The sequence below is a fragment of the Dokdonia sp. R78006 genome, from assembly GCF_042466145.1.
Lineage (GTDB): Bacteria > Bacteroidota > Bacteroidia > Flavobacteriales > Flavobacteriaceae > Dokdonia.
Map to the genome: position 1 here is coordinate 898,449 of NZ_JAXHBU010000001.1, position 24,549 is coordinate 922,997.

The 24,549-nt window shown below is 38.2% G+C and carries 24 protein-coding genes; 16 read left to right on the top strand and 8 right to left on the bottom strand.

Annotated elements, in window-relative coordinates; all coding sequences use genetic code 11:
• Window positions 1-13 precede the first annotated feature (13 nt).
• The 5 genes from SJY37_RS04015 to SJY37_RS04035 all read right to left on the bottom strand — a co-directional run bounded on the left by SJY37_RS04015 (window position 14) and on the right by SJY37_RS04035 (window position 4,538).
• The gene (locus tag SJY37_RS04015) at window positions 14-601 is read right to left on the bottom strand and encodes an NUDIX domain-containing protein (protein WP_379952836.1); all 588 of its coding nucleotides are present in this window, start codon (window positions 599-601) and stop codon (window positions 14-16) included.
• A complete protein-coding gene (locus SJY37_RS04020; RefSeq protein ID WP_298323712.1) occupies window positions 598-1,791 on the bottom strand; it encodes a PAS domain-containing sensor histidine kinase in 1,194 nt (397 codons plus the stop codon). Before SJY37_RS04020 ends, SJY37_RS04015 begins: the two co-directional genes overlap by 4 nt.
• Before the next feature lie 81 nt (window positions 1,792-1,872).
• On the bottom strand, window positions 1,873-2,601 hold the full coding sequence (locus tag SJY37_RS04025) for a metallophosphoesterase family protein (protein ID WP_298323710.1): 729 nt from the start codon (window positions 2,599-2,601) through the stop codon (window positions 1,873-1,875).
• Between the two features lie 26 nt (window positions 2,602-2,627).
• Window positions 2,628-3,764 carry an ATP-binding protein gene (locus SJY37_RS04030; protein WP_298323708.1) on the bottom strand — a complete coding sequence of 379 codons (1,137 nt, stop codon included), beginning with the start codon at window positions 3,762-3,764 and terminating at the stop codon, window positions 2,628-2,630.
• 27 nt (window positions 3,765-3,791) lie between these two features.
• A complete protein-coding gene (locus SJY37_RS04035; RefSeq protein WP_298323706.1) occupies window positions 3,792-4,538 on the bottom strand; it encodes an SDR family NAD(P)-dependent oxidoreductase in 747 nt (248 codons plus the stop codon).
• A gap of 148 nt (window positions 4,539-4,686) precedes the next feature.
• Here SJY37_RS04035 and SJY37_RS04040 point away from each other — a divergent pair, with 148 nt between their 5' ends.
• Window positions 4,687-5,481, top strand: a complete 795-nt coding sequence (locus SJY37_RS04040) for a DUF4382 domain-containing protein (protein WP_298323705.1) — start codon at window positions 4,687-4,689, stop codon at window positions 5,479-5,481.
• A gap of 71 nt (window positions 5,482-5,552) precedes the next feature.
• On the opposite strand, the gene SJY37_RS04045 is transcribed toward SJY37_RS04040, so the two are convergent.
• Entirely contained in the window at window positions 5,553-6,419 is an 867-nt protein-coding gene (locus SJY37_RS04045) for an aldo/keto reductase family oxidoreductase (RefSeq protein ID WP_298323703.1), read from the bottom strand.
• Between the two features lie 168 nt (window positions 6,420-6,587).
• Between SJY37_RS04045 and SJY37_RS04050 the strand changes: the two genes are divergently transcribed.
• The 12 genes from SJY37_RS04050 (at window position 6,588) to SJY37_RS04105 (ending at window position 20,724) form a co-directional block, all read left to right on the top strand.
• Window positions 6,588-7,592, top strand: a complete 1,005-nt coding sequence (locus SJY37_RS04050) for a MoxR family ATPase (RefSeq protein ID WP_108877319.1) — start codon at window positions 6,588-6,590, stop codon at window positions 7,590-7,592.
• Window positions 7,593-7,653: 61 nt separating this feature from the next.
• The gene (locus SJY37_RS04055) at window positions 7,654-8,520 is read left to right on the top strand and encodes a DUF58 domain-containing protein (protein ID WP_108877320.1); all 867 of its coding nucleotides are present in this window, start codon (window positions 7,654-7,656) and stop codon (window positions 8,518-8,520) included.
• A 54-nt stretch (window positions 8,521-8,574) separates the two neighbouring features.
• On the top strand, window positions 8,575-10,239 hold the full coding sequence (locus SJY37_RS04060) for a hypothetical protein (protein WP_298323698.1): 1,665 nt from the start codon (window positions 8,575-8,577) through the stop codon (window positions 10,237-10,239).
• Entirely contained in the window at window positions 10,239-11,243 is a 1,005-nt protein-coding gene (locus SJY37_RS04065) for a VWA domain-containing protein (protein WP_298323696.1), read from the top strand. Before SJY37_RS04060 ends, SJY37_RS04065 begins: the two co-directional genes overlap by 1 nt.
• 28 nt (window positions 11,244-11,271) lie before the next feature.
• Window positions 11,272-12,306, top strand: coding sequence for a VWA domain-containing protein (locus SJY37_RS04070; protein ID WP_298323693.1), 1,035 nt, complete (start codon window positions 11,272-11,274; stop codon window positions 12,304-12,306).
• A gap of 53 nt (window positions 12,307-12,359) precedes the next feature.
• Complete coding sequence (locus tag SJY37_RS04075) at window positions 12,360-13,298, top strand: tetratricopeptide repeat protein (protein WP_379952837.1); 939 nt, start codon at window positions 12,360-12,362, stop codon at window positions 13,296-13,298.
• Window positions 13,298-15,061, top strand: a complete 1,764-nt coding sequence (locus tag SJY37_RS04080; RefSeq protein ID WP_298323687.1) for a BatD family protein — start codon at window positions 13,298-13,300, stop codon at window positions 15,059-15,061. The genes SJY37_RS04075 and SJY37_RS04080 overlap by 1 nt, the downstream gene beginning before the upstream one ends.
• A gap of 1 nt (window position 15,062) precedes the next feature.
• Complete coding sequence (locus tag SJY37_RS04085) at window positions 15,063-15,827, top strand: tetratricopeptide repeat protein (protein WP_298323685.1); 765 nt, start codon at window positions 15,063-15,065, stop codon at window positions 15,825-15,827.
• A 256-nt stretch (window positions 15,828-16,083) separates the two neighbouring features.
• Window positions 16,084-16,383 carry a hypothetical protein gene (locus SJY37_RS04090; RefSeq protein ID WP_298323683.1) on the top strand — a complete coding sequence of 100 codons (300 nt, stop codon included), beginning with the start codon at window positions 16,084-16,086 and terminating at the stop codon, window positions 16,381-16,383.
• A gap of 124 nt (window positions 16,384-16,507) precedes the next feature.
• Window positions 16,508-18,085 (top strand): SulP family inorganic anion transporter, encoded by a 1,578-nt coding sequence (locus SJY37_RS04095; protein ID WP_298323681.1) that lies wholly within the window; start codon window positions 16,508-16,510, stop codon window positions 18,083-18,085.
• A 3-nt stretch (window positions 18,086-18,088) separates the two neighbouring features.
• A complete protein-coding gene (locus SJY37_RS04100) occupies window positions 18,089-18,715 on the top strand; it encodes a carbonic anhydrase family protein (protein WP_298323679.1) in 627 nt (208 codons plus the stop codon).
• A 131-nt stretch (window positions 18,716-18,846) separates the two neighbouring features.
• Window positions 18,847-20,724 (top strand): SulP family inorganic anion transporter, encoded by a 1,878-nt coding sequence (locus tag SJY37_RS04105; protein ID WP_298323677.1) that lies wholly within the window; start codon window positions 18,847-18,849, stop codon window positions 20,722-20,724.
• Window positions 20,725-20,780: 56 nt separating this feature from the next.
• Here SJY37_RS04105 and SJY37_RS04110 read toward each other — a convergent pair whose 3' ends face one another.
• Entirely contained in the window at window positions 20,781-21,335 is a 555-nt protein-coding gene (locus SJY37_RS04110) for a CvpA family protein (RefSeq protein ID WP_298323675.1), read from the bottom strand.
• Between the two features lie 142 nt (window positions 21,336-21,477).
• Between SJY37_RS04110 and SJY37_RS04115 the strand changes: the two genes are divergently transcribed.
• The 3 genes from SJY37_RS04115 to SJY37_RS04125 all read left to right on the top strand — a co-directional run bounded on the left by SJY37_RS04115 (window position 21,478) and on the right by SJY37_RS04125 (window position 23,456).
• Window positions 21,478-21,840 (top strand): hypothetical protein, encoded by a 363-nt coding sequence (locus SJY37_RS04115; RefSeq protein WP_013750813.1) that lies wholly within the window; start codon window positions 21,478-21,480, stop codon window positions 21,838-21,840.
• Between the two features lie 117 nt (window positions 21,841-21,957).
• Complete coding sequence (gene pheS / locus SJY37_RS04120) at window positions 21,958-22,974, top strand: phenylalanine--tRNA ligase subunit alpha (protein ID WP_298323672.1); 1,017 nt, start codon at window positions 21,958-21,960, stop codon at window positions 22,972-22,974.
• Window positions 22,975-23,060: 86 nt separating this feature from the next.
• Window positions 23,061-23,456, top strand: a complete 396-nt coding sequence (locus SJY37_RS04125; RefSeq protein WP_298323670.1) for a hypothetical protein — start codon at window positions 23,061-23,063, stop codon at window positions 23,454-23,456.
• Between the two features lie 74 nt (window positions 23,457-23,530).
• On the opposite strand, the gene SJY37_RS04130 is transcribed toward SJY37_RS04125, so the two are convergent.
• Window positions 23,531-24,532, bottom strand: a complete 1,002-nt coding sequence (locus SJY37_RS04130; RefSeq protein WP_298323667.1) for an NAD(P)H-dependent glycerol-3-phosphate dehydrogenase — start codon at window positions 24,530-24,532, stop codon at window positions 23,531-23,533.
• Between the last annotated feature and the right edge of the window lie 17 nt (window positions 24,533-24,549).

The window sequence follows — 24,549 nt, forward strand, 5'->3', positions numbered from 1 at the left end:
ACGATGTATATGGCTAGTTAGATCTTTCCATGATTCCAGAAAGCGCCAAATTTTGCAGCAAGATTACGGTTTTTGCATCTCTTATCTCACCATTTTTTAATGCTTTTAACGCTTTCGCGAAAGCGTACTCAACCACAGTGATATCTTCATGCTCTGTTGCCAAACCACCACCATCACTAACTTTTTGCCCTTCCTCATATGACGCAAGAAACATATGAATGCGCTCTGTACTTGCGCCAGGAGTCATAAAAAAATCACCCGCCTTCGTAATGCTATCAATGCGGTAACCCATCTCCTCTTCTATCTCCCTAATAATCGTTTGCTCTGGGGTCTCATCTTCTATCATGCCTGCACAAGCTTCTATAAGGAAACCACTATCCTCATTAAGATATGCTGGCAGTCTAAATTGTTTTATGAGCAATACCGTTTGCCTTTCCACATTATAAAGCAGTGCGCAAGCTCCATCACCACGGTCATAGACCTCGCGTCGCACCTGATCCCAAGAGCCATCTTCATTCTGATAATCAAAATAGACTTTTTTAAGCGTTGCCCACTGGTCACTTATGATCTCTTCTTTTATATTTTTTATACGTGTATTCATTCGGCTAGTCGTAGGGAGATTTGCATAGTGGTTCCTTTGTTCAATTCTGATTCCAGTACTCTTATGCGTCCGTCATGATACTCCTCAACAATGCGTCTTGCGAGCGAAAGTCCAAGACCCCAGCCACGTCTTTTTGTAGTAAAACCTGGTTCAAAAATATTATTAAACTTAGATTTTGGGATTCCTTTACCTGTATCTGTAATTAGAATTTTGGCAAATCTAGTGTCACGTGAGATTGCAATGGTTAACGCTCCCTTACCCTTCATGGCATCAATAGCATTTTTAATGAGGTTCTCAAAAGTCCATCCATACAGCTCTTTATTGAGCATTACAGGCAACTCCCCTTGAGGAACATCTAGTGTGAAGTTAATGAGCTTAGAGCTTCTCTTGCTCAAATAATCATAAGCTTCTTGCGTCTCTGCTATGATATCTACTTTTTCTAAATCTGGGACAGAGCCTATCTTACTAAAACGATTTGTAATGGTCTCTAGCCTATTGATATCCTTAGTCATCTCTGCAATATAATCTGGGTCTACATTTTCTGTTTTGAGAATTTCTGTCCAGCCTACAAGAGATGAAAGTGGTGTCCCTATTTGGTGTGCAGTTTCCTTTGCCATACCTGCCCAAAGCAGATTTTGAGCTCCAGCTTTTGAGGTTAAGTAATAGAAGTATATCAATGCCACAAAGAGAATAACAATCACAATAAGCGCAATAGGAAAATACTTAAGCTGATTAATAACAGATGAGTTTCCGTAATATAAAATCTGACTATCAACTCCGTCGTAACCTATCACAATAGGCTCATTAATGAGCGCATACTCTTCTGCAAGTCGTTTAAAATCTTCTTGAGAGAGTTTATCTTCTTTATTGATGTTTCTAGGGGTGTAATGGTTTTCTTCTATGCTGTATAAAAGTATAGGGATGGTTCTATTATCACCTATTATAAATTGCTGCAGAGATATAAGCTCGTCAGAAACAATGCGTGTATCCCTGTTTCTAGTTTCTAGATTAACATCACTTGTATTTGCAAATGCCCTGTAAGCAGCGGCATAAATCTCCACTTTAGAACGCTCTGCATCCTTGAGCTGATCAAAAAACAGCGACACATTCCACAAGATAAGTGTGGTAATGATAAGCGAAGCGATGATGATAAACCATCTCGCAATGTGCGGCTGGGCGCTAAAGTTCATAAAAGATTCTTTGTGTTAAAGATACGGGAGAAATTAAAAACGCCGGACCTCCTTATTAATTGCTTCTTGCAATGCCAACTCTTAGTTTCTACCTATTTCATCTGGGTATAACGAAGGAAGTGCATCACTTTGCCAAAATTCCTTTGTATCCACATCCATTACCGTAAGTGAACCCTTAAAAGCTGCTCCAGTGTCAAGATTCCAGATGTTTGCTTTATTTACAGGAACAAAGGAATTAATGCGCGTAGTGGGTGTATGACCTATATAAATCTCTTCAAATAGTTGTAAACGTTTAGGATATAGTGGGTCTTCCTTTTTGAGATCTTCTCTCATTGCACAAGCCATTTCCCAGAGTGTACGATCCCAGTAAAATGCAGTACTATGCCACTCGTATTCTGGACCGTTTAAATTTTGAAAACCTGCATGACAGAAAAACCGATTTTCATCATCTAAATAGTAATCCTCAAAAGTCTTATAAAATTCAATATGCTCTTGAATTTCTTGAGCAGATCTCTTCTCATAGCAATCTATTGTACTTTGCCCGCCATGCTGTAACCACTTAGGAGACATTGTTTTTCCTTCTAGCCATTGCTGCACAAGGTCGTCATGGTTACCACGTATTAAAGTGACTTTTTTATATTCTTTCTTGAGGCGCATTAACTCATCTATAACTGCATCACTCTCACTCCAGCCGTCCACATAATCTCCTAAAAAAATGAGATGATCATCTTGTGTGACATTTGCTCTCTCCATTACCTGCACTAAGGCTCTATAACCTCCATGTATATCTCCGAAAACTAATGTTCTCATACTCTTATTCTTTCTTTTTTAATTTTTCATTCATAACGCACCTTTCTCAGAATACGCATGGCTTCCTTATATCTTCCGTAGACAGCGCCATCTAAAACTTTCAAATAAGGTTTCAATTCTACCAGCTTCTGTATGGCTGTTTCAAAACCATTGAGATAACAAATCAAGTAGGTATTAGCTAGATTATATAAATCATTCCACTCCCCTTGATTAAGGTTTATACCTCGCTTCAGCTTATAAAAAATGACATTGTTATTATTAAAAATATGATACAAGGTCTTCTTATCTATCACTGGTGGTTCAAAAATAAGCGTTGTATCAATGGTATAAGTACCGCTTTCGCGAAAGCGTATCACCACCTCCTCTAGTGGATAATATTTAAATTGCTCTTGTACTCCCAAGTGCACGAATTCTTGAATTTTGAAGCAATCCTCATCATAAGTAATAGTTACCTCATCTAGTGTTGAGTAAAATAGTTTTACTTGTTCATTAATGAGCTCTATATCTACCCGAGAGTAATAGGTCTGACCTTTAACCACCTTTTTATTTCCTGCCCAGCACAACACAAACTGCTCTTTAAATACCTTATAAGTGCTCTCCATGTCCTTATGACGATGATTTACAAAGTCCATTACACCATCAAGCGTGAGACCTATGCTGTTTTTTGCGTGATTTTCTATTGCCGCAACAATCTCACTATTTACATCTACAATATCTGACTTGAACGTCTTAGGCATAGACATACTCCCATCTCTAAAAAAGACCGTGCCACCCCAATATTTCCAGATATTACGTCGTAACGCTGTAAGCTTATCTTGTGCTCGTATGGTAACAAGTCCCACTACTTTGTCCTGCGGCAAATTAGGAAAAGGAATATTCTCATAAGATATTATAGGAGGATTATCTAAGTATGCATTTATGAGATTCTGCAGTTTGCTGTCATCAAAAAATGGCACACCTATAATAGCATTTTCGCCATCATCTACGCCTATTACTATGAACGAATTGTTCTTTGGGTTACTATTGGAAAGCGCACAAATATGCTTTAAAAACTTTGCCTTCCCTTCTTTGTTACTGATGTCAATCTTACGCTTTTTGTCGTAGAAACTGTTCTCGTCATTATGAGCGAGTAAGTTCTTTACGAGAAGGCGTTTATTGATCATCGCATTATTTTATTAGTCAGCTTGCAATCAACTTTTATTTACAATAGTAGAAGATGCTTGTGCAGTGCTAAGCACAACTAAATCTGCTATGTTCACATGATAAGGTCTTGATACTACAAAATGAATAATATCTGCAATATCTTCTGGTTGTAGGCAATCAAAACCTTGATACACCTTATCTGCTCGCTCGTCATCATTTTTAAAGCGAACTTTACTAAAGTCTGTTTCTACCATTCCAGGATGCACTGCTCCTACTCTGATGTTAAATTTATTTAAATCAATGCGCATCCCTTGGTTAATAGCATCTACGGCATGTTTACTTGCACAGTATACATTTCCGTTAGGATATACTTCTTTGGCAGCGGTAGACCCTATGTTGATTATATGTCCGCTTTTACGTGCGGTCATTTGTGGAATAATCGCCTTACTCACATAAAGCAATCCTTTTACGTTAATGTCAAGCATGGCGTCCCAATCCTCTATAGATCCGCTTTGTATAGGATCGAGTCCGTGAGCATTACCTGCATTATTAATAAGGATGTCTATTTGTTTGAAATCTTCTGGTAGGTCTAAAATAGCTTTTTGTACATCTTCATTATTTCTCACATCAAAATTGAGCGTATGTACTTGCACGAGCTTACTTAATTCATTTTTGAGAGTATCTAATTCTTCTTGACGTCGCCCGCAGAGAATAAGATTTATAGATTCATTTGCAAAGCGTATTGCTGTTGCTCTTCCTATCCCGCTGGTTGCGCCTGTTATAAGTGCTGTCATTAAAATTACGTTTTTTTAAAAGTACCTTTTTATCACTGAATTTGAAAGTTAAGATATTCTTATAGCCCCAGTTAATAAGTGTTAAGTCTAAATGTAGGTTTTAAAACGTATAATAGTTTTACACAACACATTAATAAACTATCAAATTATGAAGACTTATTTAAAATATGCGCTTATGAGCGTACTTGCTTTTGGAATTGTTTCTTGTGACGATGACGATAACAGTTCAGAAAGAGGTGAAGCTCGTATGGCTGTGCGTCTTACAGATGCTCCTGGAGATTATGATGCTGTATTTATTGACGTACAGGATGTAGTTATTAAATACAACGGAAACAACGATGATGATGACGATATAACAATAAGCAACGACGTAAATGCTGGAGTATACGATCTTCTCGAGCTTACTGCAGGAACTAACGTATTGCTAGTAGATGACCAAGTAGAAACTGGAAACTTAAGTCAGATTAGATTAATACTAGGTTCTGACAACACTATCGTTGTAGATGGAGAAACATTCCCTTTACAAACGCCAAGTGCACAGCAAAGCGGTCTTAAAGTTCAAGTTAATGAGACATTAGAAGACGGTATTTTCTATGAGTTTTTATTAGATTTTGATGTAGATGAATCTATCGTACAGCAAGGAAATGGTGGTTACTTATTAAAGCCAGTAATTAGAGCTAGTGTTGAGGCAGAATCTGGAGCTATCTCTGGAACTGTTCTTCCTTTAGACTTTATTACTGAGGTAACTGCAACAAACGGAACAACAGAAATTTCTGCCTTTACAAACGAGACTGGACAATTTTTACTTGCAGGAGTGCCTTCTGGAACTTACACACTGACTTACCAAATCGATGCAGCAGCTGGATTTGAAACTATTACTGTTACAGACGTAAATGTAGAAGTAGGCGCTATTACAACTGTAGACGCCGTAACTTTTCAATAAAAAATAATCATATTATTAAATAGAGGGCTGCATATTATGCAGCCCTCTATTTATTTTTAAACAACGCTGTACTAGGCTACTTCTTCTCCTGTACTAGCTTCCAGCAATTCAAACCAATCTTTTCTTTCAAGATTAATCGCCACTGCTTTTACAGCATTTGTGATTCGGTCTTTATTTGTGGTTCCTATAACTGGGTGAATATTTGCTGGGTGTTTGAGTAACCACGCTAGTAGTAGTTGGTCTTGAGTTGCGTTATACTTATCGCCTAGCTCTTTCAATTTTTTCTTGATACGCATATTCTGCGGGGTGTCTTCTCTAAAAACAGACCCCAGCGGACTCCAACTCATAGGAGTTATATTGTGAGTCATCATGTAATCAAGCGTTCCATCTGTAAGTGAAGACCGTTCTGTGATAGAAATTTCAATCTGATTTACAGTTACCTTACTTTTTGTAGCCAGTAAATCTACAGTTCGCGGTGTAAAATTAGACACCCCAAAATCCCTAACCTTCCCTTGCTGTTGTAATTGACTCACTGCCTCTTGCACTTCATCTGGATCTAAAAGTGGGCTCGGTCTGTGTAATAAAAATAAATCTAGGTATTCAGTACGCAGCTCCTTTAATGATCTTTCGGCGCTTGAGATGATGTACTCTTTATCATATTGATAATGCTTGATGGTATTTTCTTTGCGAGCATCTCCTTTCATCTGGATACCGCATTTGCTTATGATCTGTATGGTGTCTCTGGAGATATCCGCTTTCGCGAAAGCGTTACCCCATTCACCCTCAGTCGTGTAATCCCCATAAATATCTGCATGATCAAAAGTGGTGATACCTTTCTCCAAACAATGATTCATAGTCTCAATCATTTGCTGCTCGTTGAATTGCTTACCCCAAACGCCCCACGTCATACAACCTTGAATAATTCTTGAAAATTTCATTATCGTTTTTTAATTTGCATTCTGAATAAAATTACTACTTCTAAAACTACCTAAATGTGTGCGAAGCCCTTTATTTTCCTTTATTTTTAACCAAATGTTAACAAGCTTTATAGGAATAAAATGTGATTTTGCGACGTTAGAAGTATCTGCTTAATAGAATTTGAAATTATGGAAGAAAATACTACTGCTATTGATATACAGGCTATCAATGAGAAGATAGAAAGAGAGAGTGCCTTTGTAGACATTCTCGCAATGGAAATGAACAAAGTAATCGTAGGTCAAAAACACATGATCGAGCGTTTACTTATAGGTCTTTTAGGTCGTGGTCATATTCTCTTAGAAGGAGTTCCAGGACTTGCAAAAACGCTTGCGATTAATACGCTTGCACAAGCAGTTGACGGGTCTTTCTCTCGTATACAGTTTACTCCAGATTTACTTCCAGCAGATGTAGTGGGAACACTTATCTATAACATGAAGCTTGCAGACTTTAGCATCAAGAAAGGTCCTATTTTTGCAAACTTTGTTCTTGCAGATGAGATTAACCGTGCTCCAGCCAAAGTGCAATCTGCACTGCTAGAGGCAATGCAAGAAAAGCAGGTAACCATAGGTGATGAAACCTTTATTCTTGACAAACCATTCTTAGTAATGGCAACTCAAAACCCTGTAGAGCAAGAAGGTACGTACCCACTTCCAGAAGCACAAATAGACCGTTTTATGCTTAAAACGGTAATTGATTACCCAACAATAGCAGACGAACAACTCATTATACGCCAAAACTTAAAGGGTTCTTACGAGAAAGTAAATCCTGTAGTTACAGTGGCGCAAATTTTACGTGCACAAGAAGCCGTAAAAGAAGTATACATGGATGAAAAGATTGAGAAGTACATCCTCGATATCATCTTTGCAACTCGCTATCCAGAAAATTATGGACTAGCAGATCTTAAGCCTCTTATTAATTTTGGAGCATCTCCTCGTGGTAGTATTAACCTTGCAACTGCTGCAAAGTGTTATGCTTTTATAAAGCGTAGAGGATATGTAATTCCAGAAGATGTAAGAGCTGTAGTACACGATATCTTACGCCACCGTATAGGAATCACCTACGAGGCAGAAGCAGAAAATATCACCTCTGTAGATATCATTAACAAGATTGTTAATCAGATTGAAGTACCATAGTCTTTAGATTAAAAAATCATTTGTAACCCTCATATTATTACACAAAAGGCAACAAGAACCATTGGATACTAAGGAGCTCTTAAAGAAAGTACGCAAGATTGAGATAAAGACACGTAGACTGTCTGATCATATCTTTGGTGGTGAGTACCACTCTACGTTTAAAGGACGTGGTATGACTTTTTCTGAGGTGCGCCAGTATCAATTTGGCGATGATGTGCGTAACATCGATTGGAATGTAACCGCTCGCTATAGTGAGCCCTACATTAAGGTCTTTGAAGAAGAACGCGAACTCACAATGATGCTTGTAGCAGATGTTTCTGGGTCAGAATTTTTTGGTACAGATAAGCAATTCAAAAACGAGATTGTCACAGAAGTTGCTGCGACGCTAGCCTTTAGCGCCATGCAGAATAACGATAAAATAGGTCTCATCCTTTTTACAGATGAGATAGAATTATTTATACCTCCTAAAAAAGGAAAGTCCCACGTACTCCGCATCATACGCGAACTACTAGAGTTTAAGCCAAAATCTAAGAAAACAGACCTTTCTCAAGCTATTAAGTACTTAAGCAATGTAATGAAGAAGAAAGCAATTGTTTTTGTGCTTTCAGATTTTATTACAGATGGTTACGAGCAAACGATGAAAATCGCTGCAAATAAACATGATATTACAGGCATACGCATTTATGACCAGCGTGAAGAAAGCATCCCAAGTCTAGGTATTGTACAGATGGAAGATGAAGAAACTGGCGAACTCATGCTTGTAAATACAAGTTCAAAAAAGGTGCGTAATGATTACACTAATTATTACCGAGAACGTGTAGATTATTTTAAAGAAACCTTTAAACGTAGTGGTGCAGGAGTGATAGACGTAAGGACAGATGAAAGCTATGTAAAGAAGCTTCTAGGCTATTTTAAGAGAAGAGGGTAAGGTTAAAATAAAAAGCTAGATTAAAAATAATCTCGCATTAGATGACAAAAATTAATGAATAACAACATAACATACATAACAACTCCTAAGAATGCGATTCTTCGTGCGTTATCGTTAGTCTTATTGCTATTTATTTCTTCACTACAGGTTCAAGCGCAAGATGATGTGCGTGCAACCATAGATTCTACAAGTATTCTCATAGGCCAGCAAATCAATTATACAATTGAGGCGCTAGCAAATGATGGTGAAGCTGTTATTTTTCCAGAAGGACAAACTTTTAGTCCGCTGGAGGTTATTGAGAGTTATGCTATAGATACAGCAAGTTCTACCTCTGCTAGAATGAAGCTTATTAAAAAATATGGCTTGACACAGTTTGACAGTGGTCGCTATGTAATCCCAAAGCAAAAAGTAATAATAGGTACAAGAACGGTTGAGACAGATACTTTTCTTGTTGAGGTAAATAATGTGATTCTTGACACCGTAAATCAAGGATTATATGACATCAAACCTATTATAGACCTACCCAGAGACTACAGCAACTGGTGGAAGTATCTATTATGGATTATCCCAGTAGTGGTAGCGATTTCATTGTTTTTATGGTGGTTATTACGTCGCAACAAGAAACAAAAAGAAGCAGAGCAATACATCCCTCCTTTTGAGCAGGCAATGGCTACGCTTACAGCGCTAGATAGTAAAAACCTCATTGCCGAAGCTAAATACAAAGAGTACTACTCTGTACTCACAGACGCCATACGTCGCTATTATGAAGAAAAGGTGTATGATCGCTCTATGGAAAGCACCACAGACGAGCTTATTGCCCGTCTTGAGATGGAACGCGATAGTGGTCATATAGATTTCAGCAAGCATACTATTGCTAGTATTAAAGATATTTTTAAACGTGCAGACCTTGTAAAATTTGCGCGTGTGAATCCGCCAGAAGGAAAGGCACAAGCAGATAGACTTGCTGTAGAAGATATTGTAAAACAAACCAGAGAAGCATTACCACCTCCTACTGTTGAGGAATTAATGATGCAGGAAGATTACAGAGAGGAGCTTTCGCGAAAGCGTAAAAGGAAACTTTGGCTTTCTGGAATAGGCGGTATCCTCGCAATTTTACTACTCGCTACAGGAATAGGAATCGCTATTAAAGGATATAGTGAAGTGAAGGATTTTGTTTTTGGAAACATGACAAGAGAGCTCGCCGAAGGTAACTGGATTACGAGTGAATATGGCATACCTTCTATGGTAGTAAGTACTCCAAAAGTACTTACACGCCAAGAAGTTCCATTACCACCAGAGGCTCAAGGAAAGATTGAAGCAACGGCATTTGGATGGCAAACGTTCCCTGCAAATGTGACTATTGGTGTATACCAATTCAAGTTCCCAAAAGGAGCCGACGTAAAAGTGGAGCAATTAATATCTAGCCAACTTGCTATGTTTGAAGCAAACGGATTCTCGGCAGATATTCTTAAGAGTGAGAAGTTTGCAACGCCTAATGGTGCAGAAGGTATTAAAACCTTTGGTAGTGGCTCTCAAGTAATTGATCAAGAAAAAGGAACTGTAGATGCTGGAGAATATGCGTTTATAACGTTTCAAGCAGAAAATGTGATTCAGCAACTATTTATTAGTTGGCACGATGAAGACCCCTACGGAAAAGAAATCGCAGAGCGCGTGATGCAAAGTATCGAACTCCAGGCTAAAGAAAAAGAAGAGAAATAATGCTAAGCAATTTTGAATTTACTAATCCTGAGTTTTTCTGGCTGTTTCTAGCAATGCCAGTTGCCATTGCTTGGTATTTATGGAAGCGCAAGAAGCAAACCCCAGCGGTAAAGCTTTCAAGCATTAAAGGTTTTAAAACTGGAAGCAGCTTACTACCTAAACTTAGACCGTTATTATTTATACTACGCCTCGCTGCATTAAGCTTAATAATCGTCGCACTAGCAAGACCTCGTAATGTGGAGGTATCTACTAAGACTAAAACCACAAAAGGTATAGATATTGTAATCGCAATAGACGTATCTGCCAGTATGCTTGCAAAAGATTTACGTCCTAATAGACTTGAAGCTCTTAAAAAGGTAGCTGCGAGCTTTATAAATGGACGTCCTAATGACCGTATAGGTCTTATAGAATATGCAGGGGAGAGTTTTACAAAAACGCCTATTACCAGTGATAAAAGCATTGTACTTAGTGCACTTAAAAGTATCCAATACAATAACATTATAGAAGGAGGAACTGCTATAGGAATGGGACTTGCTACTGGTGTAAACCGTCTTAAAGACAGTAAGGCACTAAGTAAGGTGATTATTTTAATGACAGACGGTGAGAATAACGCAGGGCAAATAGATCCTCGTATTGCTGCAGAACTTGCTCAAGAGTTTGGAATTAAAGTGTATACCATCGGGATGGGAACAAACGGGATGGCATTATCACCGTACGCTCGTAATGCAAATGGAACTTTTGTGTATGAGAACATCCAAGTAACCATTGATGAGGAGCTACTAGAAGAAATTGCAGCCACCACCGGTGGGCAATATTTTAGAGCAACTAATAATGAGAAGCTACAAGAAATCTATAATGAGATAGATAAGCTTGAACGTACAGATGTAGAGGAGTTCAAATACACGAACTACGAAGAAAAATATCGCCCGCTTGTGTTACTAGCTGGGTTACTACTACTCATAGAATTACTGTTGAAATACACGGTCTTCAAGAGTTTTGTTTAAAAATAAATAGCGCTTCAAGAAAGCAACTATGTATCTATTAGAAGAAAAAATATGGTTTTGGTTACTGCTGGCTATTCCGGCGGTGATACTCTTGTACCTTGGTGTAATAATCTGGCAACGCAATGCACAGAAGAAATTTGCCAATGCTAAATTACTTAAGAAACTAAGTCCCAACAGATCTTACTTTAAGACTGGTCTTAAAGTCATAGTAGTATGTTTTGCCATATTATTTCTAGTCGTAGGGCTTGTAAATCCTAAAATAGGAACCAAGTTAGAAACTGTAAAAAGAGAAGGTGTAGATGTGGTTTTTGCCATAGATGTATCAAAATCTATGCTTGCCGAGGATATAGCTCCTAATCGAATAGAAAAATCAAAACAACTCGTTACTCAGATTATTAATAATCTAGGCAGTGATCGTATAGGTATCATCGCATATGCTGGTAGTGCTTACCCGCAGCTTCCTATTACTACAGATTATAGTAGTGCAAAGCTCTTCTTAAGCCAGATGAACACAGATATGCTATCTAGTCAAGGAACAGCTATCGGAGAAGCCATAGAACTTGCTAAAACCTACTATAACGACGAGGAGCAAACAAATAGAGTATTATTTATCATTTCTGACGGAGAAGATCACGTAGGTGAATCTTCTAATATAGCAGAGCAAGCAAACGAAGAAGGTATACGCATATTTACGATAGGTGTGGGTAAACAAGAAGGTGGACCTATACCACTTAAACGTGATGGTATCGTACAGTCTTACAAGAAAGATCAAAATGGCGAGACTGTAATTACCCGTCTGGATGATACTACATTAAAAGCGATTGCCTCAGGAGCAAATGGAGAATATATTGATGGGAGCAACACTGCCACAGTAGTAGAAACGGTACAGAATTTGCTTAACGGAATGGATAAGAAAGAGTTTGAAGCAAAGCAATTTGCAGATTTTGAAGATCAGTTTCAGTGGTTTTTGGGAGCTGGATTATTACTATTGTTTTTAGACATTTTCTTACTAGACCGTAAGACTAGTTGGCTTAAAAAACTAAACCTATTCAACGATAATTAAACATCCTCATTAAATCACTCCCTCACAAGAGTGAAGTAATAGTGAAATGTACAATGAAACAGTTTATAACTAACATATCGCACAAAACGATGGCTCCTTTACAAGGTGCTAAGGACACACTATTTATAGTTGCCTTGCTCCTTTCGTTTACCATCACAGCACAAGATAAAAAAGCGACTCCTCCAGAGAATCCTTATGCAGATCAAGCTCGAGAGCTCATTGTAGAAGGGACAGAAGCTATGGTTAATCAAGAAGGTGGTGTGGTTGATTTTAACGCTTTCGCGAAAGCGGAATCAAATTTAAGAGCAGCAATTTCATTGACACCAGAGAGTGTTCCTGCAAAGTATAATGCGGGTAACAATTACTACAAGAACAAAAGATGGGAAGAAAGTACAGATGCGTTGGTTAAAGCCACTGCAGTTGCTCAAACTAAGAAAGAGAAACATAAAGCGTTTCACAATCTTGGGAATGCTTTATTCCAACAAGAGCAATGGGATGGCGCAGTAGAGGCTTATAAAAATGCGTTGCGTGCAGATCCTACAGATGAAGAAACTCGTTATAATTTACAACTAGCCAAGAAAGAGAAAGAAAATGACGGTGGCGGCGGTAGTGATAATGACGACAAGGAAGATCAAGACGAGGATAAAAAAGAAGACGAAAAGAAGGAAAACGAAGAAGGCGACGGAGATAAGAAAGAAGGAGAAGACGGTGATAAAGATGAAACCGATGATAAAGGAGAGGAAAAAGAGGATGATGGAGAAAAGAAGGAAGATGACAATGGAAAGCCTGAAGACAAGGATAAAAAGCAAGATGGTGGCGAGGGTGAAGAAGATAAAAAACAACCTCCACCACAGCCTAAACAGGGACAGTTATCTCCTCAACAAGTGCAAAGCTTACTAAAAGCTATGCAAGATCAAGAGAAGAAAACGCAAGAAAAGATGAACGCACAGAAGGTGAAAGGTGCTAAAGTCAAAACAGAGAAAGACTGGTAATGAAGATGAAATTAAACATACTAATTCTATTCTTACTCGCAACAATAACAACGGTTGCACAAGATGTACAGTTTAACGCAAAACTGAGTAAAAACAGACTAGGCGTAAACGAACGTTTACGTGTAGATTTTACCATGAATCAAGATGGTGACAACTTTAAGTCGCCAGATTTTGACGGCTTTACAGTAGTGGGTGGTCCTAGTCAAACTACAAGCAGACAGTGGATTAATGGGAAAGGTAGTTTTTCAAAAACATTTTCTTATTTCTTAACCCCTACACGACAGGGGAATTTAGAAATAGGCCAAGCAGAAATAACAGTAGGTGACCAGGTTTATAAGTCACCCGCGGTTCCCGTAGTAGTCACTAGCGCTGTAGAAATACCTAAGGACCCGAACGACCCTACCTACCTAGCCAAAGAAAATGTACACCTCGTTGCCGAAGTTTCAAAAACAAGTCCTTACCTCAATGAGGCCTTTACGGTAGTATATAAACTTTACGTGTCTGAAACTACATCTGTAAATAATTGGCGCGAGATTGAATCACCAAAATTTGCAGATTTCTGGAATCAAAGTGCAGATGAGAAACAGTTTAAAATATATGATGGCACCTATCAAGGCAAGCCTTATAGATATGTCATCCTAAGACGAACTGTACTTTATCCTCAAAAAACTGGTAAGTTAGAGATAGAACCTCTTAGCCTCAGCGTGGCTGTGAGCGTTCCTACAAGTCGTAGAGACATTTTTGGAAGGCCACTCAGTAAAAGTGCAAATATTACAGTAAGTGCTGCAAAGAGAACTGTAGATGTAAAACCACTTCCAGAAGCGGGTAAACCCGAGTATTTTGGTGGAGCCGTAGGAGAATTTGAATTTGCAGTAAGTACAGATAAAGACTCCCTAGATGCTGGTGAAGCATTCCAAATGAGTGTAGAGGTCAAAGGAAAAGGAAATTTAAAGCTGTTTGAGCTTCCAGAGCCTACCCTTCCTAGCTCTCTAGAAGTTTATGAACCAGAAAATGGTGACCAGATACGCACTAACCTTGCAGGTATGAGTGGTATGAAAAAGAATTCTTACACGGTGGTTCCTCAGTATAAAGGAACCTACCCTATACCACCACTCTCTTTTTCTTATTTCAACCCTAGGACTAAAACCTATGAGCGTCTTACATCTGATGATATTGTCGTTACTGTAAATAATGGGCCTTTAGAAAACCCAGTGACCACAGATGCAAATACAGCAGATGGTGATCAGGTAGTTGCAGCGCAAAATCAGTTTCAATATATTAAGACAAAAGCCAACTTAACTCCTGTCTTAAAGGAACAGTTTTTTAAAAGTAATACGTTCTGGACCTTAGTGATTGTCCCTTTTCTATTAATTCCGCTTGCGATGATTATTCGTAAAAAGCGTGATGCGTATGCAAGCGATGTCACTGGTAATAGAATTAGAAAAGCAGATAAGCTAGCTCGTAAATTTTTAAGTACTGCAAAGAAAAGTCTAGGTAACCAGAAAGAGTTTTATATCGCAATGGAGCGAGCACTTCATAACTATCTCAAAGCAAAGCTTAGCATTACTACCAGTGAGATGTCTAAAGATCGTATCACAAGACTTCTAGAGGAAAGAAATGCAGAGACTGCTACTAATATTGAGTTTATAAGCTTACTAGAAAGCTGTGAGTTTGCAAGATACACTCCTACTGGAGACGTAGCTATGCAACAAGATTATGACAAGGCGGTACGAGTAATAAGCACTTTAGATAAACAACTGTAACATGAGAAACGTAATCAATTATCTCGTAGTGACCGTTTTTATGCTAGCGGCCATTTTTACCACTGCACAAACACCAGAGCAGCTCTTTGAGCAAGGCAATAACCATTATGCAAATGGCCAATTTCAAGAAGCCATAGATGCTTATAAAAAGGTGCTAGACGCAAATCAAGAAAGCGCTGCCGTTTATTACAATCTTGCAAATGCACATTTTAAGCTCAATAATGTTGCTCCCAGTATCTATTATTATGAGAAAGCAAAACAACTAGCTCCTGCAGATCAAGAGATAAAAAACAATGCCTCTTTTGCAGAGAAGATGACCATAGACGCCATCACACCGTTACCAGAAAACACGTTTAAAAAGTGGTACAATAGCGTGCTTACATTACTCACTACAGACGGATGGGCGTATGCAACGGTAATATTTGTTGCGCTGTGTACACTGCTATTTTTAGGGTACTACTTTACCGCTAGTTCTACTAAGAAACGTGCTTTATTTGTGTCATCATTAGTTAGTCTAGTGCTTGCTGTATGTTCTTTATTATTTGCGTATTCCGCTTTCGCGAAAATATCCAAGGACAACCCAGCCATCGTATTTGCAAAAGAATCTCAAGTAAAAGGAGAGCCTACTTTATCAAGTCAAGAAGCATTCTTATTACACGAAGGCACAAAAGTAATGGTGCTGGAAACTGTCGACAATTGGAAAAAAATACTTCTTGTGGATGGAAGAACGGGCTGGATTCCTACTACAGATATAAGAGAGTTGTAAAACAACTCTTGCTCCTTTCACTCCACTACAAGAACAAATAATACACCTTCTCTAGCCAATAGAGTAATACTATCAATCCCACAACTACGTTTTGCTCAAGCTTATTAAGATTAATAGCCCTTATAGGTATGTAATTAACTTAACTATTCCCTAATCAAAGCCATAGTTATAAAAGCCTGAGGCAATCATAAAAACTATTTTATGCCTTTTAGGAGGTATTAAATTTATTTATCTTTATCATTAATTATATTAAACAATGCTCAAGGCTTTTATCTTGTATTCACTAGCGTTAATGCTGTCCTTCTCTATTTTGGGCCCAGCGTTTCTTGCGTTACTTGATAACGAAGCAGATATAGAGGTTGTACAGGACATTGAAGAGGAGAAAAACGAGACCAAAAAAGAACTTGAAGAGTATGAAAAATTCTTCAGCGACCTTGCTTTTTTCCCGATTGAAGTAGACGAAACTGCTGAGCTTTCTAGCTATTCCTACTTTATGAGTACTTATGATTATACTCAGGATATTAATATTCCACCACCAGACTATAGATTATCTTAACCCTGACTCTTTATCAGGTATATGTAGAGGCGTAAACTTACGTTTCGTTTTCGCGTAAGCAAACCCACAATTTTTATTTAAAAACTGCACCTCTACCTTAATAGAAGTGTTCAAATCACGAATTATGTTCAAATATTTAAAAAACGACTTACCCGCAAGTGTCGTTGTATTTTTTGTTGCATTACCACTATGTCTTGGTATTGCTCTCGCCAGTGGTGCTCCGCTATTTTCTGGTCTTATTGCAGGTATTATAGGAGGTATTGTAGTAGGAGCTTTAAGTGGCTCTAAAATAGGAGTAAGTGGTCCAGCTGCAGGACTTGCAGCGATTGTTCTTACTGCCATTGGTGCTTTAGGTGGTTATGAAAACTTCCTTGTAGCAGTAGTATTAGGAGGAGTTATACAGTTAGTGTTTGGATTTTTAAAAGCCGGTGTGATAGGATATTACTTTCCTTCATCAGTAATTAAAGGAATGCTCACGGGTATTGGTATCATTATTATTTTCAAGCAAATCCCGCACTTTTTTGGGTATGATGCAGATCCAGAGGGAGATTTTGCTTTTTTTCAAATGGATGGCGAAAACACCTTATCAGAACTAGGAAATATCGTCGGATCTATAAGTATAGGAGCAACATTAGTAGGAGTACTTGCCTTAGGAATACTCATATTATGGAGTAATGTTCTATCTAAAAAGGGAAAGATATTCCAACTTGTGCAAGGACCACTTGTTGCAGTTGCTGTAGGTATCATATATTTTACAAGCACTCAAGGATCTGAATATGGAATAAGTGCAGAGCACTTAGTAAGTGTACCAGTACCTGATAGTGTAGACAGTTTTATAGGTCAATTTGCTTTTCCAAACTTTGCAGCAATAACAAACCCAGCGATATGGGTAACAGCATTTACCATAGCACTTGTAGCAAGTTTAGAAACCTTATTATGTGTTGAGGCTACAGATAAACTCGATCCAGATAAAAATGTAACTCCTACTAACAGAGAGCTGCTAGCCCAAGGAACAGGAAACATCTTATCTGGTATGATAGGAGGACTTCCTGTAACACAAGTAATCGTAAGATCATCTGCAAACATACAGTCTGGAGGAAAAACTAAAATGGCAGCAATCATTCACGGTTTCTTATTATTAATCTCTGTAATTCTAATACCTACACTACTTAACAAAATACCATTATCAGTACTAGCAGCAATTTTACTAGTTGTGGGATACAAACTAGCAAAACCGTCTACTTTTAAAGCAATGTGGAGTGCTGGTTGGAAACAATTTGTACCGTTTATAGTTACTGTAGTAGGAATTTTCTTTATAGATTTATTATGGGGTATAGGCCTTGGTCTTGCCGTAGGGATTGTTGTGGTTTTATTTAAGAGTTACAAGAACTCACACTTCTTACATAAGGAAGATATAAGTAATGGAGCTTCAAAAATGAAAATGACACTTGCCGAAGAGGTAACTTTCTTCAACAAAGGTGCTATTCTCAAAGAACTAGACAATTTACCTGAAAACTCGTATCTTGAGTTAGATGTGCGTAAAACGCGCTTTTTAGACAATGATATTATAGAAATTCTAGAAGATTTTGCTGGCAAAGCAAAAAGTAGAAATATAAATATCAAACTTATCTCAGAACGTGGTATTGTAGAGAACCCACCTAGTTATATTGAATTCTTTAAACTAAGACCAAAAACAGCATAAATTATGAAAGCACATACTAAAATTTCACAAGCAAAAATGACCCCGGATACTGCATTAGAATTCTTGCAAGAAGGGAATCAGCGTTTTTTGCAAAATTTAAAAGCTAATCGTAATCTACTTGAACAGGTAAATGACACCTCTGACGGGCAGTATCCTTTTGCAACAATCTTAAGTTGTATAGATTCTAGAGTATCTGCAGAGCTTGTGTTTGATCAAGGGCTAGGAGATGTTTTTAGCGTGCGTATCGCAGGAAACTTTATTAATGAAGATATCTTAGGAAGTATGGAATTTGCTTGTAAAGTAGCAGGAACTAAACTTCTTGTAGTATTAGGTCACACTAGTTGTGGAGCTATTAAAGGAGCCTGTGATCACGTGAGATTAGGTAATCTTACTGCTCTTATCAATAAAATAGAGCCAGCCGTAGCAGCTGTAAAAGAGCCTAAAGATGAGGCTTTAAGAACTTCGGCAAATTTAGATTTTGTTGATGAAGTATCTCGTGAAAATGTAAAAATCGCCATCGACAATATTAGATCAAGAAGTGTTGTTTTAAATGACATGGAGAAAGATGGTGAAATCAAAATTGTAGGCGCTATGTATGATATTACTGATGGAAGAGTAACTTTCATGTAGTAAAAACGCTTTCGCGAAAGCATACGCTTGATACAAACAAAAATGTTAAATTAGTAGGGTGGTTCCGTTAAGAAGCCACCCTATTTTTATGCGATGAATTAACTTTCTATTTTGACACCAACCTAACCATTATGAAAAACTTCTTTAAACACCTTAAAGGCGATGCCTTTGGAGGAATTACAGCAGGTATTGTAGCCTTACCACTAGCACTAGCCTTTGGTGTATCTTCTGGTCTAGGTCCAAGTGCCGGATTATACGGTGCTATTTTTATTGCTTTTTTTGCTGCGCTGTTTGGAGGTACTCCTACTCAAATCTCTGGACCTACAGCTCCTATGACGGCAGTAAGCATGGTGGTTATTGCAGGTATTATTGCAACTTTTGATGGTGATGTTGAGAAGGCTTTACCCGCTATACTTACGGTTTTTTTACTCGCTGGACTGTTTCAGATAGTGTTAGGAGTAATGGGTATAGGTAAATACATCAAATACATTCCCTACCCTGTTGTATCTGGTTTTATGACCGCCATAGGTATTATGATTCTTATCACACAGCTCTTGCCTGCAGTAGGTTATTACCCTAATCAAGATGAGAGTTATGTAGATAGTTTTAAGCCAGAAGCGCAAGAGATTGTGCTCAATAAAATTTTAGAGAATGAAGCAGGAAAAGGTCTCTTAGTTCTCGAAAATTTTGAAGAAACTATACGCAAAGCAAAACTCACAGACGATACAGATGTATACAAAGAAGCGATTACACTTGCAAAGGCATCCTCGTCTGGAGTAGTGGGCACCTTTAAAGTAATGGGACGTGCCTTGCAGAACATAAACTGGATAGAGCTTACCCTCGCACTTGCTACTATCTTTATTATTTATGGTTTTAAACGTATCACAACCATTGTGCCTAGTACACTTGTTGCACTGCTTGTCGTGTCTGGAGTTGCATACGTCGCGCCCTTCGAATACAGAGCAATTCAAGAAATCCCGAGCGGATTTCCAGTGCCTAAGCTTTCTATTATTACAGACTTTAAGTTTAGCATCATATCACCATATATACTCACGGCACTGTCGCTTTCGTTTTTGGGAGCAATAGATTCGCTGCTTACATCTGTTGTGGCAGACAATATGACGAAGACTAGACATAAACCTAATAAGGAACTTATAGGTCAAGGTATAGGTAATACGATTGCTTCCTTCTTTGGCGGGATTCCTGGTGCAGGAGCAACAATTAGAACGGTAGTCAATATCAACTCTGGTGGTAGGACTAAACTATCAGGTATGATTGCTGGCGTCTTGCTACTATTTATTTTACTTGCTTTAGGCCCTATAGCTTCACAAATACCCGCAGCTGTACTTGCTGGAATCTTAATTACAGTTGGTCTCGGCGTTATGGATTACAAAGGGTTAAAAGCAATCCCTAATCTTCCTAAAGACATAAAACTTGGTCCTATCAAACTAAGTTCTGAAGTTATTATAATGCTTGTGGTACTCGTGCTATCTGTAGTGTGGGACCTAGTGGCAGCAGTAGGAATTGGGCTTGTGCTATCGTGCCTTATGTTTATGAAAAAGATGGGTGACTTTACCGCTAGACAGTCTAAAGTTTTTGACCTACGCGCCGCAGAGAAGAATAAAGTTTTATGGAGTGATGAACTTATTTTTCCAGATCACCTTAAAGAGGAAGTATTTATAAAACACCTTCGTGGTCCGTTATTTTTTGGGTATACGAGTGACTTCTCTGCACTAACTAAGCAGATACCTGCTACTGCGTCAGACGTTATCTTGCGTATGGGTCGTGTACCTTATGTAGATCAGTCTGGTGTATATGCTATAGAAGACACGATTCTCCAACTTAACCAAGGCGGAATTAATGTGCATATTGTAGGCTTAAGGAAACAGCCTAAATATATGCTAGAACGCATTAAAATTATCCCTGAGTTAATACCAGAAACAGAGGTTTACGATACTTTTGAAGAGTGTATCAATTCCCTTAACAAGCAAGTAAAAGATAGATATTAAATAGATGGTGTAGGGTGTAATTACGCTTTCGCGAAAGCGTAACTAAACACATTCCTTTAAATATTAGAAGAGTCGCCTGTTTCAGTCGGCTCTTCTTCTTTATTGGGGTTGTAGATATCTTCATCCTTTGCTTTTTTGAGAATAGAAGGAAGAAGTGCAGGTGCCAAAGGTTGAATGATGGGATATAACACCGATTGCTCTTTTTTATCATCACCTATAAATGATATCTGACGGTCTGCGGCATCTATAAACATGAGTACTACGCTAATTAAGAAACCAAATTTGAGTACTGCAAAGGCTGCTCCTACTATCTTGTTTACAATGCCAAGCATTGCGAAATTTGCCACTTTGGTAAGTAATTTTCCTGCAAGAGAGACCACAAGTACAATAATGATAAAAGTCGCCGCAAAGGCTGTGAGGTTAATGATTTGCTCGCTCCATGCTGTTTTTTCTACAAGCCAGTCCCCTACGTAATGTGAAAAGTGGATTGCTCCGTAAATTCCAGCAACAAGCCCTACAAGAGATGCTAGCTCTACAAATAATCCCTTGCGCAATCCTTGAATAGCGCCTAGTATTAAAATAATACCAAAAATGATGTCAATAGTGTTCATGCGCTAAAGATAGTAATTTCAGTTAATGGTGGTATTTTTGCAGCTTAAAATTGGTATAGATGCTATTTCATGGCATTACTCAAAAGCTTTCATCTAAGGAAGCTTAACCGCGTGAATAAATTCACGAACAGAAGAGAAATATATGGCTAGAGACGAACAACTCAAAGAACGATATGCGGCGGTAGTTGACAAACTATCTACCCGTTTTGCAGATGGTGATAAAGGCGCTATGGATTTAGATAGCATAATCTACCTCATAGGTATACAAGAATTAGGACAGCTGGATAAAACTTTTAAAAAAGACGAGAAAATGAACTTGATGCATATTGCCATCTGTCGTTTACTTGAACCTTTTGGGTATTATCAGTATGATTATGATGATCCAGAAGGATGGCCTCACTATAAAGTGCTAGAAGCACTGCCACCACTTAAGGCTGGCGAGCAACAAATACTCATGAAAGATGCGATTGTGCAATACTTTCTTGAAAAAGGCTTAATCTCTTAAAAACTAAACACGGTAGCGACTATATAATCTTACTGCTTTTACGGCTTTGTTATACTGCTACACCCCAATTTTATTCTTAAATTTGCCATTTCCTTTTAGAGGGTTAAAAGACGTATTATGTTAGATAAAATCAAAGAACACATTGAAAAAGTAAAGGCCTTTAAAGCCGAAACTTTAGAAGAAGTTGAAGCATTCAGAATCAAGTATTCTGGAAGAAATGGACTTGTGAATGATTTTATGGCAGACTTCCGTAATGTGCCTAATGAGATGAAGCGCGAGTATGGACAAGTAATTAATACACTTAAAGCAAGTGCCCTTGAAAAGGTAAACGAGCTTAAAGAAAAACTAGAAGGAGCAGAAGAAGCTACCGCTACTGGTGATTTATCACGTCCAGGTGAACCTATTGAAATAGGAGCACGCCACCCTATCTCTATTGTAAAAAATCAAATTATTGATATTTTCTCTCGCATAGGATTCAACGTTTCTGAAGGTCCAGAAATAGAAGATGACTGGCATAACTTTACTGCCTTAAACCTTCCAGAATATCACCCAGCACGTGATATGCAGGATACATTTTTTATACAAACAGATCCAGACGTATTACTACGTACTCACACCTCATCTGTACAGGTGAGATATATGGAAAATAACAAGCCACCTATACGTACGATCTCTCCAGGTCGTGTATATCGTAATGAGGCTATAAGCGGTCGTTCACACTGTTTCTTTCACCAAGTAGAAGGATTGTACATAGACAAAGACGTCTCTTTTGCAGATCTTAAACAGACGCTGCAACACTTTACTACAGAAATGTTTGGTAAGAGTAAGATACGCTTACGTCCATCATACTTTCCATTTACAGAGCCTAGTGCCGAAGTTGATGTATACTGGGGTCTTGAGACAGAGACAGATTATAAAATGACTAAAGGAACTGGATGGCTTGAGATCATGGGCTGTGGTATGGTAGATCCTAATGTACTTGAAAATTGCGGTATTGACTCAAAAGAGTACAGTGGTTTTGCATTTGGGATGGGAATAGATCGTATTGCATTATTATTACACCAAATCTCAGACATTAGAATGCTTAGTGAGAACGATGCTCGTTTCTTAGAGCAGTTTAAATCTGCTTTTTAGAGTCACACTGTCCCCTCGAGCGCAGTCGAGAGGTAAATTATTTCTTAATTAAATAGGTCACTACTGTGTCTGACCAGATTATAAATATGCGTAAAGACATTATCATACCAGAAGTTAAAAACGTCTACGTAGCTGCTGTAAAAGAGCTACACGAGGAGTTTAAAACAGAAGATTGGAATGCTTATATCATAAACGATAATCTTGAGCCTTTAGAAATGGTACTTCTTACCGTGCAAGGCTATAATGAGAAACAAATGACTACGCATATGCGTCACACAATCAAGCTACTTCCTGCTAAGGGATTTGCTAAGATTGAATTCATGCAAGAAGACATCTTTAAACTAGACAACTTCTACTCTGTTACTTATTTTCTAGACAACAAGATGTATGAAAGACGCTTTGAGTTTCCAGCAAACTCAATCCAAGAAGACAACACAGTCAAAGTACCTGTAATGGGAAAGAGTGGCGTACTAGCGGTGTAACTTTTTACGCTTTCGCGAAAGCGTAATCAAAAATATATTTCAATAAAAAAAGCACCCTTAATGGATGCTTTTTTTTAGTTAAGCTTTTCAGTGAGTTTACTAAACACTTTCTTAGGATCTTTGCCCTTATAAAGAATACTGTGTACCGCCTCTATAATAGGCACACGTGCTTTCTTATCGCGTGATTCGTTGAGTTCTAAAGCGCTTTTTGCAGCATAGTAACCTTCGGCTACCATAGACATTTCCATCTGTGCGCTTTTTACCGTGTAGCCCTTTCCTATCATGTTACCAAACATTCTATTTCTACTAAAAACAGAATATCCCGTCACCAATAAATCTCCTAAATAAGCAGACCCATTAATGTCACGCTTCATCTTATGAGCACGTTTTACATAGCGCTTTATCTCACGTATGGCATTACTCATCAATAACGCCTGGAAGTTATCTCCATAGCCTAGACCGTGTGCAATACCTGCTGCAATGGCATAGATGTTTTTGAGTGTAGCCGCATATTCGATACCTATAATATCGTCACTCGTGGTACATTTTATATAATCACTTGATAAATGCTTTGCAATTACTTTTGCATTTTCCTTTTCGGCACATGCAATCGTGAGGTATGAAAGTCGCTCTAGCGCAACCTCTTCTGCATGACAAGGTCCTGCTATAACCGCTATATTCTCAATAGCAACATTGTGCTCTTCATTAAAATGAGAGCCAACGAGTTTACCACTCTCAGGCATAATTCCTTTTATGGCAGAGACTATGACTTTATCTTTTAGTGACACCGTAAGATTCTTAAGCTCACCTCCTATAAAAGCAGAGGGAACGGCAAAAATTACATAATCTGAGTATGCTACAATCTCATTAATATCATTGCTCAACATAAGCTGCTCCGGCTTAAACTCGACAGAACTCAAATAACTAGGGTTATGCTGCTCACGCTTTATATGTTCTAAAGCATAGCTGCTACGCATGTACCAACCTACGGTGTCAAGATTCTCACAGAGCATCTTTACAATCGCTGTTGCCCAGCTACCTCCTCCTATTACGCCAAATGTGGGTTTGCTCATCATCAATCTGTTTAATTCTA

Coding starts and splice junctions, on each gene's coding strand:
- SJY37_RS04075 (WP_379952837.1), top strand. CDS start 12,360: ATGAAACAGTTTATAACTAACATATCGCACAAAACGATGGCTCCTTTA.
- SJY37_RS04110 (WP_298323675.1), bottom strand. CDS start 21,335: ATGAACACTATTGACATCATTTTTGGTATTATTTTAATACTAGGCGCT.
- pheS (WP_298323672.1), top strand. CDS start 21,958: ATGTTAGATAAAATCAAAGAACACATTGAAAAAGTAAAGGCCTTTAAA.
- SJY37_RS04040 (WP_298323705.1), top strand. CDS start 4,687: ATGAAGACTTATTTAAAATATGCGCTTATGAGCGTACTTGCTTTTGGA.
- SJY37_RS04095 (WP_298323681.1), top strand. CDS start 16,508: ATGTTCAAATATTTAAAAAACGACTTACCCGCAAGTGTCGTTGTATTT.
- SJY37_RS04090 (WP_298323683.1), top strand. CDS start 16,084: ATGCTCAAGGCTTTTATCTTGTATTCACTAGCGTTAATGCTGTCCTTC.
- SJY37_RS04030 (WP_298323708.1), bottom strand. CDS start 3,764: ATGATCAATAAACGCCTTCTCGTAAAGAACTTACTCGCTCATAATGAC.
- SJY37_RS04060 (WP_298323698.1), top strand. CDS start 8,575: ATGAATAACAACATAACATACATAACAACTCCTAAGAATGCGATTCTT.
- SJY37_RS04130 (WP_298323667.1), bottom strand. CDS start 24,532: ATGATGAGCAAACCCACATTTGGCGTAATAGGAGGAGGTAGCTGGGCA.
- SJY37_RS04125 (WP_298323670.1), top strand. CDS start 23,061: ATGCGTAAAGACATTATCATACCAGAAGTTAAAAACGTCTACGTAGCT.
- SJY37_RS04065 (WP_298323696.1), top strand. CDS start 10,239: ATGCTAAGCAATTTTGAATTTACTAATCCTGAGTTTTTCTGGCTGTTT.
- SJY37_RS04080 (WP_298323687.1), top strand. CDS start 13,298: ATGAAGATGAAATTAAACATACTAATTCTATTCTTACTCGCAACAATA.
- SJY37_RS04035 (WP_298323706.1), bottom strand. CDS start 4,538: ATGACAGCACTTATAACAGGCGCAACCAGCGGGATAGGAAGAGCAACA.
- SJY37_RS04020 (WP_298323712.1), bottom strand. CDS start 1,791: ATGAACTTTAGCGCCCAGCCGCACATTGCGAGATGGTTTATCATCATC.
- SJY37_RS04015 (WP_379952836.1), bottom strand. CDS start 601: ATGAATACACGTATAAAAAATATAAAAGAAGAGATCATAAGTGACCAG.
- SJY37_RS04100 (WP_298323679.1), top strand. CDS start 18,089: ATGAAAGCACATACTAAAATTTCACAAGCAAAAATGACCCCGGATACT.
- SJY37_RS04085 (WP_298323685.1), top strand. CDS start 15,063: ATGAGAAACGTAATCAATTATCTCGTAGTGACCGTTTTTATGCTAGCG.
- SJY37_RS04050 (WP_108877319.1), top strand. CDS start 6,588: ATGGAAGAAAATACTACTGCTATTGATATACAGGCTATCAATGAGAAG.
- SJY37_RS04070 (WP_298323693.1), top strand. CDS start 11,272: ATGTATCTATTAGAAGAAAAAATATGGTTTTGGTTACTGCTGGCTATT.
- SJY37_RS04115 (WP_013750813.1), top strand. CDS start 21,478: ATGGCTAGAGACGAACAACTCAAAGAACGATATGCGGCGGTAGTTGAC.
- SJY37_RS04025 (WP_298323710.1), bottom strand. CDS start 2,601: ATGAGAACATTAGTTTTCGGAGATATACATGGAGGTTATAGAGCCTTA.
- SJY37_RS04105 (WP_298323677.1), top strand. CDS start 18,847: ATGAAAAACTTCTTTAAACACCTTAAAGGCGATGCCTTTGGAGGAATT.
- SJY37_RS04045 (WP_298323703.1), bottom strand. CDS start 6,419: ATGAAATTTTCAAGAATTATTCAAGGTTGTATGACGTGGGGCGTTTGG.